Origin of the sequence: Pseudoxanthomonas suwonensis, from assembly GCF_000972865.1 — a bacterium.
GTDB classification, from domain to species: Bacteria; Pseudomonadota; Gammaproteobacteria; order Xanthomonadales; family Xanthomonadaceae; genus Pseudoxanthomonas; species Pseudoxanthomonas suwonensis_B.
On sequence record NZ_CP011144.1, the window covers coordinates 1640270 to 1653695 of the forward strand.

13 protein-coding genes are annotated in these 13426 nt (G+C 70.9%); 3 read left to right on the forward strand and 10 right to left on the reverse strand.

Translation table 11 applies throughout. The features are described from left to right. Positions 1-135 precede the first annotated feature (135 nt). Genes cyoE through WQ53_RS06910 form a run of 4 tightly spaced genes read right to left on the reverse strand, consistent with a single transcriptional unit; the run spans position 136 to position 3582 of the window. Positions 136-1035 (reverse strand): heme o synthase, encoded by a 900-nt coding sequence (gene cyoE, locus WQ53_RS06895; RefSeq protein ID WP_052631418.1) that lies wholly within the window; start codon positions 1033-1035, stop codon positions 136-138. Then, a complete protein-coding gene (locus WQ53_RS06900) occupies positions 1032-2219 on the reverse strand; it encodes a COX15/CtaA family protein (RefSeq protein ID WP_052631420.1) in 1188 nt (395 codons plus the stop codon). Before WQ53_RS06900 ends, cyoE begins: the two co-directional genes overlap by 4 nt. A gap of 13 nt (positions 2220-2232) precedes the next feature. Continuing rightward, complete coding sequence (locus WQ53_RS06905) at positions 2233-2805, reverse strand: hypothetical protein (protein ID WP_052631422.1); 573 nt, start codon at positions 2803-2805, stop codon at positions 2233-2235. 51 nt (positions 2806-2856) lie between these two features. Further along, a complete protein-coding gene (locus tag WQ53_RS06910) occupies positions 2857-3582 on the reverse strand; it encodes an SURF1 family protein (RefSeq protein ID WP_052631423.1) in 726 nt (241 codons plus the stop codon). Between the two features lie 69 nt (positions 3583-3651). On the opposite strand from WQ53_RS06910, the gene WQ53_RS06915 reads away from it, so the two are divergent. Next, positions 3652-3870 carry a twin transmembrane helix small protein gene (locus WQ53_RS06915; RefSeq protein ID WP_052631425.1) on the forward strand — a complete coding sequence of 73 codons (219 nt, stop codon included), beginning with the start codon at positions 3652-3654 and terminating at the stop codon, positions 3868-3870. A gap of 85 nt (positions 3871-3955) precedes the next feature. Here the strand turns inward: WQ53_RS06915 and WQ53_RS06920 are convergent, their stop codons facing one another. The 6 genes from WQ53_RS06920 to WQ53_RS06940 form a co-directional block, all read right to left on the reverse strand. Further along, on the reverse strand, positions 3956-4825 hold the full coding sequence (locus WQ53_RS06920) for a cytochrome c oxidase subunit 3 (protein ID WP_052631427.1): 870 nt from the start codon (positions 4823-4825) through the stop codon (positions 3956-3958). 20 nt (positions 4826-4845) lie between these two features. Further along, complete coding sequence (locus WQ53_RS06925) at positions 4846-5445, reverse strand: cytochrome c oxidase assembly protein (protein ID WP_052631429.1); 600 nt, start codon at positions 5443-5445, stop codon at positions 4846-4848. Next, on the reverse strand, positions 5442-5573 hold the full coding sequence (locus WQ53_RS17325; RefSeq protein WP_269078962.1) for a hypothetical protein: 132 nt from the start codon (positions 5571-5573) through the stop codon (positions 5442-5444). Before WQ53_RS17325 ends, WQ53_RS06925 begins: the two co-directional genes overlap by 4 nt. 72 nt (positions 5574-5645) lie before the next feature. Beyond that, positions 5646-7259: a cytochrome c oxidase subunit I gene (gene ctaD / locus WQ53_RS06930; RefSeq protein ID WP_052631431.1), complete on the reverse strand. Its 1614-nt coding sequence runs from the start codon at positions 7257-7259 to the stop codon at positions 5646-5648. Positions 7260-7337: 78 nt separating this feature from the next. After that, complete coding sequence (gene coxB / locus WQ53_RS06935; protein WP_052631433.1) at positions 7338-8249, reverse strand: cytochrome c oxidase subunit II; 912 nt, start codon at positions 8247-8249, stop codon at positions 7338-7340. Between the two features lie 20 nt (positions 8250-8269). Continuing rightward, the gene (locus WQ53_RS06940; protein ID WP_052631435.1) at positions 8270-8752 is read right to left on the reverse strand and encodes a DUF2244 domain-containing protein; all 483 of its coding nucleotides are present in this window, start codon (positions 8750-8752) and stop codon (positions 8270-8272) included. A 314-nt stretch (positions 8753-9066) separates the two neighbouring features. Between WQ53_RS06940 and WQ53_RS06945 the strand changes: the two genes are divergently transcribed. Further along, positions 9067-9780 (forward strand): AraC family transcriptional regulator, encoded by a 714-nt coding sequence (locus WQ53_RS06945; RefSeq protein ID WP_052631437.1) that lies wholly within the window; start codon positions 9067-9069, stop codon positions 9778-9780. Positions 9781-10198: 418 nt separating this feature from the next. Further along, positions 10199-13411 carry a bifunctional proline dehydrogenase/L-glutamate gamma-semialdehyde dehydrogenase PutA gene (gene putA / locus WQ53_RS06950; protein ID WP_052631439.1) on the forward strand — a complete coding sequence of 1071 codons (3213 nt, stop codon included), beginning with the start codon at positions 10199-10201 and terminating at the stop codon, positions 13409-13411. Positions 13412-13426: the final 15 nt, after the last annotated feature.

The window sequence follows — 13426 nt, forward strand, 5'->3', positions numbered from 1 at the left end:
CCCGCTCCTTGTGTAGGAGCCGGGTTCAGCCGGCGACACGGGCGTCGGAACCACGAGGCAGTCGCCTGTGCCGCGTGGCGTGTCGCCGGCTGAACCCGGCTCCTGCAAAAACCGTCCGCCGGCCAGAAGGCCCAGTTACCCCAACAGCAGCGGCAGCCAGTGGTCGACCAGCAGGAACGCGAACAGCGCCATCAGGTAGACGATCGAATAGTTGAACACGCGCATGGCGAAGAACTCGTCCGGCGGATCCAGCAGGCGCCAGGCGTACCAGAGGAACACGCTGCCCAGCACCAGCGCCCCGCCCAGGTAGAAGAAGCCGCTCATGCCGAACACCACCGGCAGGATGCTCACCTGCAGCAGCAGCACCGTGTAGAACAGGATCTGCCAGCGGGTGTAGGTGACCCCGTGGGTCACCGGCAGCATCGGGATCAGCGCGCGCGCGTAGTCGTCGCGGCGGAAGATCGCCAGCGCCCAGAAGTGCGGCGGCGTCCACACGAAGATGATCAGCACCAGCAGCAGCGCGTGCTGCCAGTCCCACGGCCCGTCCATGTTGGTGACCGCGGCCCAGCCCAGCAGCGGCGGCGAGGCGCCGGCCACGCCGCCGATCACGATGTTCTGCGGCGTGGCGCGCTTGAGCCAGCCGGTATAGACCACCGCGTAGCCGATCAGCGAGGCGAAGGTCAGCACCGCGGTGATCGTGTTCACCAGCAGCACCAGGATCGCCATCGAGGCCACGCCCAGCGCGACGGCGAACACCAGCACCTGCGCCGGGCGCAGCGCGCCGGTGGCCAGCGGCCGGTGCGCGGTGCGGGCCATGAGCTTGTCGATGCGCTGGTCGATCAGGTGGTTGATCGCCGCGGCCGAGGACGAGGCCAGCCAGATGCCGATCAGACCGAACACGGCCTCGCGCGCCGGCGGCAGCCCGGGCACGGCCAGGAACATGCCCACCAGCGCGGTGAACACCAGCAGCGCGACCACGCGTGGCTTGGTCAGCTCCAGGTACTGGCGCCAGGTAGGGATGGCAGCGGCTGTCATGCGACCGGCTCGGGTTCCCTGAGCCGCGCCAGCAGGGTCACCAGCACGAACAGCAGCGCCAGCGCGCCGGCGTTGTGCAGCACCGCCACCGCCAGCGGCAGCGCCAGCTTGACGTTGAGCACGCCCAGGGCGGCCTGGGCGAGCACCAGCAGGCCCAGCGCCGAGGCCCAGCCGCGCATGCCCGGCATGCGGTACAGGCGCAGCGCCAGCCAGAGCATGTACAGCACCACCACCACCGCCATGATCCGGTGCGCCATCTGGATCGCGATGCGCGATGCGCCGTCGAGCACGCCGCCCTCGTAGTCCACGCCGATGCCGCGCCAGAGCACGAAGCCCTCGCGGAAGTCCGCCGGCGGCCACCACTGGCCCACGCACTTCGGGAAATCGAGGTAGTGGTGCTCGGCCGTGGTCCAGCCGCCGCCGCCGCAGGCCAGCGCGGCGTAGTTGGCGCTGGTCCAGCCGCCGAGCGCGATCTGCACGCCCAGCACCACCAGGCCGGCGATCAGCCAGCGGCGCAACGTGCGCGCCTCGGCCAGCCGGATCGGCAGATCGGTCGCACGCCAGGCCATCCACAGCAGCAGCGAGAACGTGGCCAGGCCGCCGAGCAGGTGGCCCATCACGATGATCGGCTTGAGCAGCAGGGTCACCGTCCACTTGCCCAGCAGTGCCTGGAACACGATCACTGCCAGCGTGAGCACCGCGGCCCGCGCCAGGTCGACGTTGGACCAGCGCAGCGCGGCCAGCAGCAGGATCGCCTCGCCCGCGCCGGCCAGGGCGAAGGCCAGGCCGATGTGCCCGCCCATGTATGCCGGGATCGCCCCGGCCACCAGCAGCGAGGCACCGACGATCTGCGCGGTGCCGAAACGCCGCTTGCGCGCGGCCAGCAGCGCCAGCACCAGCACCAGCACGCCGAGGGTCGCGGCCAGGTGGCGGTGGACCTGCTCGCGCCAGGCCTTGTGCGTCTCGAACGGACGGATCTCGCTGGCCGCGTGCGCGGCCGCGTCCTGCGGCGCCGACGGCCAGGCGGCGCGGCCGTAGCAGGTCGGCCAGTCCGGGCAGCTCAGGCCGGCGTCGGACAGGCGCACGAACGCGCCGAACACCACCACGACCGTGGTCAGCGCCACTGCCAGCCAGGCGATGCGATGGAAATGGCGGGCCAGCGCGGGACGGGCGATCGCGTTCATCGGCGCACGGACCTCACTTCAGTTTCAGCAACCGGGCGACGTCGGCGCGGATCCCGGCCGGGTCGGTGTGGGGCGCATAGCGCAGGATCACGAAGCCATTGGGATCGACCACGTACAGCGGCACGCCGGCCGGATCGTCGACCCGCGGCAGCGCGGCGCGCAGCGCCGCGTCGTCGCGCAGCGGGCGCAGTTCGGGCAATGCCGGCGCACCGGCAGGCAACGGGCCCAGCCACAGGATCTCGACCTTGTCGGCGTTGTGCCCGAACAGCTGCCAGACCTTGTCCAGGTCGGCCAGCAGCCGCTCGCACTCGGCCGCGCAGGCCGGCGGCGGCGCGACCACGATCCGCCAGGTGCGCGCGGCCGGGTTCCAGTCGTAGGCGCCGCCGTCGGCGAGCAGCGGCCGCGACTGGCGCAGGTCGGCCGGCGGCTGCAGCAGCTCGCCGTGGTTGCGCAGCCCGGCCGGCATCCAGCCGCTCAGGCGCAGCAGGCCGGCGCCGAAGGCGCTGCCGAAGAACAGGACGAACAGGGCGATCAGCATCAGCCGCCCGCGGCGGGTGCGGGCGATATCGGGAGCAGGGGTGGTCATGGGCGGGATTTTCGCACGGCCGGCATGGTGGACGTCACGCGCATGCCGGCATCAACGCCGGCGCCGCCCGCGCAGCGTGAGCAGCAGCGCGATCGCCAGCACCGCGGCGGCCAGGGCGAACCACTGCACCGCATAGCCGAGGTGGCGCTCCGGCGGCAGCGTGTTCGGCAGCAGTTCCAGGTCGCGCGCATAGCCCAGCGGCAGGTCCGGATCCAGCCGCAGCACGCGCTGCGCCAGCGCCGGCAGGCGCAGCGCTTCGGCCACCACCGTGGGCTGCAGCGCCACCACCAGCACGGTGCCGTCGGCCTGCGCGGTGGCCACCGGCGCGACCAGCCCGGGCGACGGCGGCGGCAGCAGCAGGCCGGCCACGTGCGTGGCCGCGGGCGCCGGCACGTCCGGGAGGCGGCGGTCGCCGGGCAGCGGCAGCCAGCCCAGTTCGACCAGCAGCGGCGCGGCGCCTTCGTCCGCGGGCTGGAACACGCGATAGGCGCGCACGCCGGCGCGGCCGCCGCGGTTCTGGTTGTCCAACAGCACCGCCGGCAGCGGCAGGAAGCGGCCCTCGCCGGCGGCCCAGTCGTAGTCGCGCGTGCGCGCCGCATCGGCGGCCAGCGCCAGCGGCTGCGCGCGGCGCGCGTCCAGCACCCGCGCCGCGGCGTCGACCCGGTCCTGCTTGGCGTGCATGCGCTGCAGCTGCCACAGGCCCAGCCCCGCGCACAGCGCGGCCACCGCCAGTGCCAGCATCCAGCCGGCCCACAGCGGCAGGCGCCGCGCGCTCATCGCGCGATCTCCCTGCGTGCCTGCGATAATGCCGGGCACCGCATCCCCGCAACCGCCGAGGCCACCGCCGTGAACGATTCGCTCAAGACCCTGGTCGTGGTGGCGTTCCTGCTGGTCATCCTGTGGAACCTCGGTTCGGCCCTGTACTACCTGCTGGTCGACCGCGGCCAGAGCAAGCGCACGGTCAACGCGCTCACCCGCCGCATCGGCCTGTCGGTGGCGCTGATCCTGCTGGTCATCCTCGGCATCTGGACCGGGGTGATCCAGCCGCACGGCATCGGCGGCTGAGCGTCCGGACGCGCCTTTCCCGGCCCTGAAACGGCAGGGACGCCCGGAGGCGCCCCTGTCGTGGTTGTCCTGGTCCCGCGCCCGCCTACAGCACGTAGACGAACAGGAACAGCGCCAGCCACACCACGTCGACGAAGTGCCAGTACCACGCGGCCGCCTCGAAGGCGAAGTGGTTGTCCGGGGTGAAATGGCCCTTGGCCACGCGCGCCCACATCACCGCCAGCATGATGGTGCCCAGCAGCACGTGCGCGCCGTGGAAGCCGGTGAGCATGAAGAAGGTCGAGCCGTAGATGCCCGAACCCAAGGTCAGGTTTAGATCGCGGTAGGCGTGGATGTATTCCTCGGCCTGGAAGAACAGGAACAGCAGGCCCAGGACCACGGTCAGCCCCAGCCACAGCAGCACCTGGCCCCTGGCATTCGCCTTGAGCGCGTGGTGGGCGATGGTCAGGGTCACGCCCGAGGTCAGCAGGATCAGGGTGTTGGCCAGCGGCAGGCCCCAGGCCGGGATGGTCTGGAACTGGCCACCGACCTGGCCGGGGCCGGCGGTGGGCCACGCGGCGGTATAGCCGTCCCACAGCAGGGCGTTGGTCATCACGCCGTCGCCCTCGCCGCCCAGCCACGGCAGGGCGAAGAAGCGGGCGTAGAACAGCGCGCCGAAGAAGGCGGCGAAGAACATCACCTCGGAGAAGATGAACCAGATCATCCCCATACGGAACGAGACGTCGACCTGGCGGTTGTAGTGGCCGGCCAGCGACTCGCGCACCACGGCGCTGAACCAGTAGAACAGCACCGCGATCATCGCCGCCACGCCGACGAAGAACGTCCACTTGCCCCAACCGGCGCCGTTGAGCCAGCTGGCCACGCCGATCATCAGCGTGAACAGCGCGACCGAGGCCAGGATCGGTGCCTTGCTGTGGGTCGGGACGAAGTATTGGTCCGCGTTCGGTTGGGCCATGGCGTCTGCTTCCGTGTTCGTCAGGGCGCCGAATGCGGCGCGTTGGCGGCCTGCGCCGCGCCCAGTCGCGCGGTCAGGTCCTCGTTCTTGAAGAAAGTGTAGGACAGGGTGATGGTCTTGACGTCGGCCGGCAGGTCCCGGTCGACGATGAAGCGCACCGGCATGTCGCGCTTCTCGCCCGGCTGCAGGGTCTGGGCGGTGAAGCAGAAGCACTCGGTCTTGGTGAAGTAGCCCGAGGCCCGCGCCGGCGCCACCGAGGGCGTGGCGCTGCCGACGATGACGCGGTCGCCGTCGTTGCGGGCGAAGTACATCGCCTCGTTCAGCTCGCCCGGGACCACCTGCATGGTCAGCTGCTCGGGCTCGAACGCCCACGGCAGCTTCGAGTTCACGCCGCCGTCGAACTGCACGGTCACGGTGCGCGCCTTGCGCGCGTCGGCGGTCGCCACCACGCCCGCACGGGCCTGGCCGGTGCCGCCCTCAAGGCGGATCCCGAACACCTTCTCGCAGGCGATCCGGTACAGCGGCACCAGCGAGAAGGTGAACGCGAACGCAGCCAGCGCCACCCCGACCAGCTTCAGCCAGCCCGCACCGCGCTTCGCCGGGGCCCGTGCCTCGCTCATGCGTTGAGCACGCCCGACAGGATGAAGGCCAGGTAGATCCCCAGCGCGATCACGCCCAGCACCAGCGCCGTCCGCACCACGCCCTTGCGGCGCTTCGTGCTGTCCTGGTTGTCGGTCGGTGCGGTCACGCTGCTTCCTGGGACTAGGGTTCTATTTGAATCCCGGCACATGGATGTGCCGGTTCTTGCGAGGGACTCGCATCAATGCGTGATGTCGCCATGCGCCAGATCACCATCCTTGATCACCGGCGGCGTGCTGAAGGTGTGGTGCGGCGCCGGCGACGGCACGGTCCACTCCAGGCCGCGCGCGTACTCCCAGGCGCGGGCCTCGGCCTTGGCGCCGTGGCGCAGCGAGTGCCACAGGATCGCGGCCATCATGAACGGGGTGACGAACATGCCGAACGCGCCGATCGAGCTGATCAGGTTCCAGTCGGCGAACACCACGTTGTAGTCCGGGATGCGGCGCGGCATGCCGGCCAGGCCGAGGAAGTGCTGCGGGAAGAACAGCAGGTTGACGAAGATCATGGTCCACCAGAAGTGGAACTTGGCCCAGAACTCGTTGTACATGCGCCCGGTCCACTTCGGCCACCAGTAGTACACCGCGGCGATCAGCGCGAACACCGCGCCGGTCACCAGCACGTAGTGGAAGTGGGCGACCACGAAGTAGGTGTCGTGGTACTGGAAGTCGGCCGGCACGATCGCCAGCATCAGGCCGGAGAAGCCGCCGATGGTGAACAGGATCACGAACGCCACCGACCACAGCATCGGCGACTCGAAGCTCAGCGAGCCCTTCCACATCGTGCTGACCCAGTTGAACACCTTCACGCCGGTCGGCACCGCGATCAGCATGGTCGCGAACATGAAGTAGATCTCGCCGCCCAGCGGCATGCCCACGGTGAACATGTGGTGGGCCCAGACGATGAACGACAGGAACGCGATCGAGGCGGTCGCGTAGACCATCGCCTGGTAGCCGAACAGCGGCTTGCGGCTGAAGGTCGGGATGATCTCGCTGACCACGCCGAAGGCGGGCAGGATCATGATGTAGACCTCGGGATGGCCGAAGAACCAGAAGATGTGCTGGAACATCACCGGGTCGCCGCCACCGGCGGCGTTGAAGAAGCTGGTGCCGAAGAACTTGTCGGTCAGCAGCATGGTCACCGCGCCGGCCAGCACCGGCATCACCGCGATCAGCAGGAACGCGGTGATCAGCCAGGTCCAGCAGAAGATCGGCATCTTCAGCAGGTCGATGCCCGGGGCGCGCATGTTGAGGATGGTCGCGATGATGTTGATCGCGCCCATGATCGAACTGACGCCCATCATGTGGATGGCGAAGATGGTGAACGCCACGTTGTAGCCACCCTGCAGCGACAACGGCGGATACAGGGTCCAGCCGCCGGCCGGGGCGCCGCCCGGCAGGAACAGGGTCATCAGCAGCAGGGTGAAGGCGAACGGCAGGATCCAGAAGGACCAGTTGTTCATGCGCGGCAGCGCCATGTCCGGCGCGCCGACCTGCAGCGGGACCATCCAGTTGGCCAGGCCGACGAACGCCGGCATCACCCCGCCGAAGATCATCACCAGCGCGTGCATGGTGGTCATCTGATTGAAGAACTCGGGGCTGACGTGCTGCAGGCCCGGGGTCGCCAGCTCGGTACGGATGATCACGCTCATCGCCGCGCCGATGATGAACATCACGAAGGAGAACAGCAGGTACAGCGTGCCGATGTCCTTGTGGTTCGTGGAGAAGAACCAGCGCTCGACGAACCCCTGCTTGTGGCCGTGGTGGTCGTCGTGATGCTCGGCGGCGGAGTGGGCCATGGCGTTGCTACCTCTGGAATGCGTGTGCGTGGCGGCCGCGTGGCGGCCGTTGCCTGGATCGTATCGGACCCGTCCGGATCAGCCCTGGGCGGCGCCGGCGGTGGGCTCGGCGTCAGCGGCGGGGGTCTCGTCGGCCGGTGCGGCCTCGTCGGCAGGCGCGGGCTCGGCGGCGGGCGCCGGCTTCTTCGCGGCCAGCCAGCGGGCGAACTCCTCCTTGGACACCGCCTCGACCACGATCGGCATGAAGCCGTGGTCCTTGCCGCACAGCTCGGCGCACTGGCCGCGGTACACGCCCGGCACCTTGATCTCGGTCCAGGCCTCGTTGATCAGGCCCGGGATCGCGTCCTGCTTCCAGCCCAGCGCCGGCACCCACCAGGCGTGGATGACGTCGTCGGCGGTGATGACGAAGCGGACCTTGGTGTCCACCGGCAGGACCAGGCGGTTGTCCACGTCCAGCAGGTAGTGCGGGTTGGCCTCGTGGCTGGGCCGCTCGCCGGCCTGGCGGATGCGGTCGGACTCGCGGTCCAGGCGGCTGGTGAAGGACACGCCCTCGCCCAGGTATTCGTACTTCCACATCCACTGGTAGCCGGTGACCTTCACGGTCATCTCGGAGTCGCGGGTGTCGTACATCGCGATCAGCTTGGCCGTCGCCGGCCAGGCCATGGCGATCAGGATCAGCACCGGGACCACCGTCCAGATCACCTCGGCGGTGGTGTTGTGGCTGAACTGCGCCGCGACCGCGCCCTTGGAGCGGCGGAACTTGAACATCGCGTAGCCCATCGCGCCGAACACGATCAGGCCGATCACCACGCACACCCACAGCACGATCATGTGCGCTTCATAAGCGTTCTGCGAGGACGCGGTCACTCCGCGCCCCATGTTCAGCTGCCAGCGGTGCGGGTCCGCCGACTGGGCCCAGGCCAGCGCCGGCGCCACCAGGAGCGCGCCCGCCGCCATGCACCGCTTCCACCATCCCTTCGCTTGCATCATTGCCTAGACCCTAGGTTGCGTCATCGGTTGCGGCCATCGCCAGTTGCTGCGGCCGCCAGGAATTGCTTCAAACACCGCGCCAGCTGCGAGCGTTCGGCCGGGCCCAGGAACGCGCCCACCTCCACCCGCCTGCCGCTGGACGACAGCGTGACCCTGCCGTCGTCCCCTTCCACCCGCATCCGCACCCAGTGCGGATGGGCGCTGAAAACGGCATCGGCCCCGCGACGGACTTCCACCGTCCCGGGACCGATGGCGATCTCCTCGCCGCGTTCCCCGCTGCGCCACAGCCAGCGCAGCGCCAGCGCGAGCCCCGCGCTGTGCAGCAGGGCGAAGGCCGGGGCGAAGACGTTGCCGGCCAGCCAGCCCAGGCCGGCCGCCAGCCACATCGCCCCCGCCAGCGCGGCGAACAGCGCCCTGAACTGGCGGGCCGTCAGGGCCCGCGGCGGGCGCAGCCGCAGCCGCGCACCGGCATCGCCGGACCTGTACGGAACCACCTCGATCATGACGCCCACCGCCGCTTGCCGCCTGCGGAAAACCGGAAGATGGTACGCGCTGGGCGCTGCCAGCGGCAACCCGAGCCGGCCTGCGCGGGGGCGCAGGAAGGGCCCGTGGCGGGCCCCCGGGCAGCCATCGCGGTCGCACGCCAGCCGGGTGCGACCGCGGCAAGGAGGGCCCATCCGGTACTTCCGGCGAGGCACGCGGGTCTGTTCCGGAACGCAGGCCTCGGCCGTGAAGCCACCCCTACTAGAATGGCCGCCGTCCGCCACCCGCAACCGCCCCGGGATGCCGGCCGGCCACCCCGCCCACTGGACCCGCCGTGAAGCCAGCTTCCCTTTCCGTCGACGCCGCCGAGGTCGAGGCCCTGTTCGACTCGATCCCGGACGTGCTGTTCTTCATCAAGGACCGCGAGGGCCGCTACACCCACGTCAACGCGACCATGCTGCGCCGGCTCGGCCTGCGCTCGCGGCGCGAGATCATCGGCAAGCGGGCCAGCGAGGTGTACCCCAGCGGCCTGGGCGCCACCTACGGCCTGCAGGACCGGCAGGTGCTCGAGGGCGCGGTGATCGACAACCTGCTGGAGCTGCACCTGTTCTCCGACCAGGAGCCCGGCTGGTGCCTGACCTGCAAGCGGCCGCTGCAGGTGGACGGGCAGGTGGCCGGCCTGATCGGCATCTCCCGCGACCTGGCCAGCCGCGAGGGCGTGGCGGCCGACTACCTGTCGCTGCGCGAGGCGCTGGTGCACATGAACCGGCACTACGCCGGCAACGTCCGCATCCACGACCTGCTGGCGATCACCGGCTTTTCCGAGTCCAAGCTCGAGCGCACCTTCCACAAGGTGTTCCAGCTGACCCCGCTGCAGCTGCTGACCCGGATCCGGATCCAGGCGGCGATGCACCGCCTGCACGGCCCCGGCAGCATCGCCGACATCGCCCAGGCCTGCGGCTTCAGCGACCAGAGCGCCTTCACCCGCCGCTTCGTCGCCCTGGCCGGGATGACCCCGCGCGAGTACCGGGCGCTGCGGCAGGGCTGAGCCGCGGCCCCGGTCCCCTGCCGGGGTCCGACAGATGCCTGGGGCGTTCGGCCTCCAGGTCCCCGTCGTCCCGGCGAACGCCGGGATCCAGCGTCTTTGGCTTCGGGGCCCAGCCTCGCAGGACAGTGATGGCAGCTGCAAAGCCTTGAAGTCACTGGGTCCCGGCGTTCGCCGGGACGACGGTGCGGGAGGCGGAGGGCGGAGGGTGGGATGCGGGCCGGCGCTGCGCGGGCCACCCAGCCCGCCGCGTTTGTGCCGGCTCGTGCGCCCGCGCCGCCGGAATCCGTCAAGCCAGCTTCAGCCGGCGGCGCCATCATGGTGGATTCGGCGCGCCTGCCGCGCCGCCGTCCATTCCGGTCCGATCCGCCCCCGGGCCGCTGCCGCCGCCCCGGCGCTCGTACCCCCTGCCGACCGAGCCATGACCGCCAACCCCACCCCCCGTTCCGACCACGCCCCGCGGCCCGACCGCCCGATCCCGGTCGCAGTCGCCCCCGCGTCCGCCCCCTCGCCGCTGCGCGCGGCGATCACCGCCGCCTGGCTGCGCGACGAGGCCAGCCACGTGCGCGAACTGCTGGAGCAGGCGCGCCTGGACCCGGCCGCGCAGACACGGGTCGACGCCCTGGCCGCCGATCTGGTGCGGCGTGTGCGTGCCCGCGCCCAGGACCAGGGCGCGATCGAGGCCTTCATGCGCCAGTACGACCTCGGCAGCGAGGAGGGCGTGCTGCTGATGTGCGTGGCCGAAGCGCTGCTGCGCATCCCCGACCAGGAAACGGCCGACAAGCTGATCCGCGACAAGCTCGGCGAGGCCGACTGGGAGAAGCACCTGGGCCAGAGCGAGTCGGTGCTGGTCAACGCCTCGACCTGGGGCCTGATGCTCACCGGCAGGCTGGTCAACCTCAACGACCTGACCCGCCACGACGTGCCCGGCGCGTTCAAGCGTCTGGTCGGCCGGGTCGGCGAGCCGGTGGTGCGGCTGGCGGTGCGCCAGGCGATGCGGATCATGGGCCACCAGTTCGTCATGGGCCGCACGATTTCCGAAGCGCTGGCGCGCTCGAGGAAGGGCGACAACGCCGCCTACCGCTATTCGTTCGACATGCTCGGCGAGGGCGCGCTGACCATGAAGGACGCGCAGCGCTACCTGCAGGCCTACCGCGACGCGATCCACGCCATCGGCAAGAGCGGGAATTACACGGGCACCGACGTGTTCGCCGCGCCCAGCATCTCGATCAAGCTCTCGGCGCTGTTCCCGCGCTACGAACACGCCAAGCGCGAGCGGGTGATGGCCGAGCTGGCGCCCGCGGTGCTGGAGCTGGCGCAGCTGGCGAAGTCCTACGGCATCGGCTACACCGTCGACGCCGAGGAGAGCGACCGCCTGGAGCTGTCGCTGGACCTGATCGAGGCCACCTTCTCCGATCCCTCGCTCGAAGGCTGGGAGGGCTATGGCCTGGCGGTGCAGGCCTACCAGAAGCGTGCGCCGTTCGTGATCGACTTCCTCGCCGACCTGGCCCGCCGGGTCGGCCGCCGGATCCCGGTGCGCCTGGTCAAGGGCGCGTACTGGGACGCGGAGATCAAGCGCGCCCAGGTCGAGGGCCAGGCCGGCTACCCGGTGTTCACCCGCAAGCAGAACACCGACGTGTCCTACCTGGCCTGCGCGCGGCGCATGTTCGGCCATGCCGACGCGCTGTACCCGATGTTCGCCACCCACAACGCGCAGACCATCGCCGCGATCCGCGCCATTGCCGGCGGCCGCGACTACGAGCACCAGAAGCTGCACGGCATGGGCGACGACCTCTACGCCGAGGTGGTGCCGGCCGACCGCCTGGGCGTGCCCTGCCGCGTGTACGCGCCGGTGGGCAGCCACGAGGACCTGCTGCCGTACCTGGTCCGGCGCCTGCTCGAGAACGGCGCCAACTCCAGCTTCGTCAACCGGATCACCGACGAGGACGTGCCGGTGGCCGACCTGGTCCAGGATCCGGTCGCCGCCGTGTCCGGCTTCGCCACCATCCCGCATCCGCGCATCCCGCTGCCGCGCGACCTCTACACCCAGCAAGGCTTCGACAGGAACAACTCCATGGGCGCCAACCTCGCCGACGACCAAGAACTGCAGGCCCTGGCCGCGCGTCTGAACGAGCACGCCGGCCCCTGGCGCGCCGGGCCGCTGGTGCCGGGCGCCGTCGCCACCGGCGAACTGCTGGCGGTGCGCAACCCCGCCGACCGCCGCCAGGTCGTCGGCCACTGGCAGCCGGCCGATGCGGCCGCCGTCGACAGGGCGCTGGGCAATGCCGTGGCCGCGCAGCCGGCCTGGGACCGCACCCCGGCCGCCAGCCGCGCCGCGATCCTCGAGCACGCCGCGACCCTGCTCGAGCAGCGCATGCCGGAGTTCATGGCGCTGTGCGTGCGCGAGGCCGGCAAGACCCTGCCCGACTCGGTCGCCGAGGTGCGCGAGGCGGTCGACTTCCTGCGCTACTACGCCGCCCAGGCGCGGCGCCAGTTCGGCGCACCGGAGCAGCTGCCCGGGCCGACCGGCGAATCCAACGCGCTGCAGCTGCACGGCCGCGGCGTGTTCGTGTGCATCAGCCCCTGGAACTTCCCGCTGGCGATCTTCCTGGGCCAGGTGAGCGCGGCGCTGGCCGCCGGCAACAGCGTGGTCGCCAAGCCGGCCGAGCAGACCAGCCTGATCGGCCATGCCGCGGTGAAGCTGCTGCACGAAGCGGGCGTGCCGGCCGAGGTGCTGCAGTTCGTCCCGGGCGACGGCGCCACCGTCGGCGCCGCGCTGACCCGCGACGCGCGCGTGGCGGGTGTGGCCTTCACCGGTTCGACCGAGACCGCGCGCGCGATCAACCGCGCCCTGGCCGCGCGCGAGGACGCGGCCATCGCGGTGCTGATCGCCGAGACCGGCGGCCAGAACGCGCTGATCGCCGACTCCTCGGCGCTGCCCGAGCAGCTGGTCAAGGACGCGATCGCCAGCGCGTTCACTTCCGCCGGCCAGCGCTGCTCGGCCGCGCGCGTGCTGTTCGTGCAGGAGGACATCGCCGACAAGGTGACGACCATGCTCGCCGGCGCGATGGCCGAGCTGAAGGTCGGCGACCCCGGCGCGCTGGCCACCGACGTCGGCCCGGTGATCGACGCCGACGCGCTGGAACTGCTCAAGGCGCACGCACAGCGGATGGACCGCGAAGCCACCCACATCGCCACCGTGCCGACCGGCGAGGCGACCGCGCACGGCAGCTTCTTCGCCCCGCGTGCCTATGCGCTGGCCTCGCTGTCGCAGCTGCAGCGCGAGGTGTTCGGCCCGGTCCTGCACCTGATCCGCTGGAAGGCCGACCAGCTCGACGCGGTGATCGAGCAGGTCAACGCCACCGGCTACGGCCTGACCCTGGGCATCCACTCGCGCATCGACGAGACCGTCGAGCGCATCGCCTCGCGGATCAAGGTCGGCAACGTCTACGTCAACCGCAACCAGATCGGCGCGGTGGTCGGGGTGCAGCCGTTCGGCGGCCAGGGCCTGTCCGGCACCGGCCCCAAGGCCGGCGGCCCGCACTACCTGCCGCGCTTCGCCACCGAGAAGACGGTGACGGTGAACACCACCGCCGCCGGTGGCAACGCCTCGCTGCTCACGCTGGGCGACTGAGCGCGGCGGCGGCAC

Excerpts from the sequence above, each read along its gene's own strand:
- cyoE (WP_052631418.1), bottom strand. The coding sequence starts at position 1,035 with ATGACAGCCGCTGCCATCCCTACCTGGCGCCAGTACCTGGAGCTGACC.
- WQ53_RS06900 (WP_052631420.1), bottom strand. The coding sequence starts at position 2,219 with ATGAACGCGATCGCCCGTCCCGCGCTGGCCCGCCATTTCCATCGCATC.
- WQ53_RS06905 (WP_052631422.1), bottom strand. The coding sequence starts at position 2,805 with ATGACCACCCCTGCTCCCGATATCGCCCGCACCCGCCGCGGGCGGCTG.
- WQ53_RS06910 (WP_052631423.1), bottom strand. The coding sequence starts at position 3,582 with ATGAGCGCGCGGCGCCTGCCGCTGTGGGCCGGCTGGATGCTGGCACTG.
- WQ53_RS06920 (WP_052631427.1), bottom strand. The coding sequence starts at position 4,825 with ATGGCCCAACCGAACGCGGACCAATACTTCGTCCCGACCCACAGCAAG.
- WQ53_RS06925 (WP_052631429.1), bottom strand. The coding sequence starts at position 5,445 with ATGAGCGAGGCACGGGCCCCGGCGAAGCGCGGTGCGGGCTGGCTGAAG.
- ctaD (WP_052631431.1), bottom strand. The coding sequence starts at position 7,259 with ATGGCCCACTCCGCCGCCGAGCATCACGACGACCACCACGGCCACAAG.
- coxB (WP_052631433.1), bottom strand. The coding sequence starts at position 8,249 with ATGATGCAAGCGAAGGGATGGTGGAAGCGGTGCATGGCGGCGGGCGCG.
- WQ53_RS06940 (WP_052631435.1), bottom strand. The coding sequence starts at position 8,752 with ATGATCGAGGTGGTTCCGTACAGGTCCGGCGATGCCGGTGCGCGGCTG.
- putA (WP_052631439.1), top strand. The coding sequence starts at position 10,199 with ATGACCGCCAACCCCACCCCCCGTTCCGACCACGCCCCGCGGCCCGAC.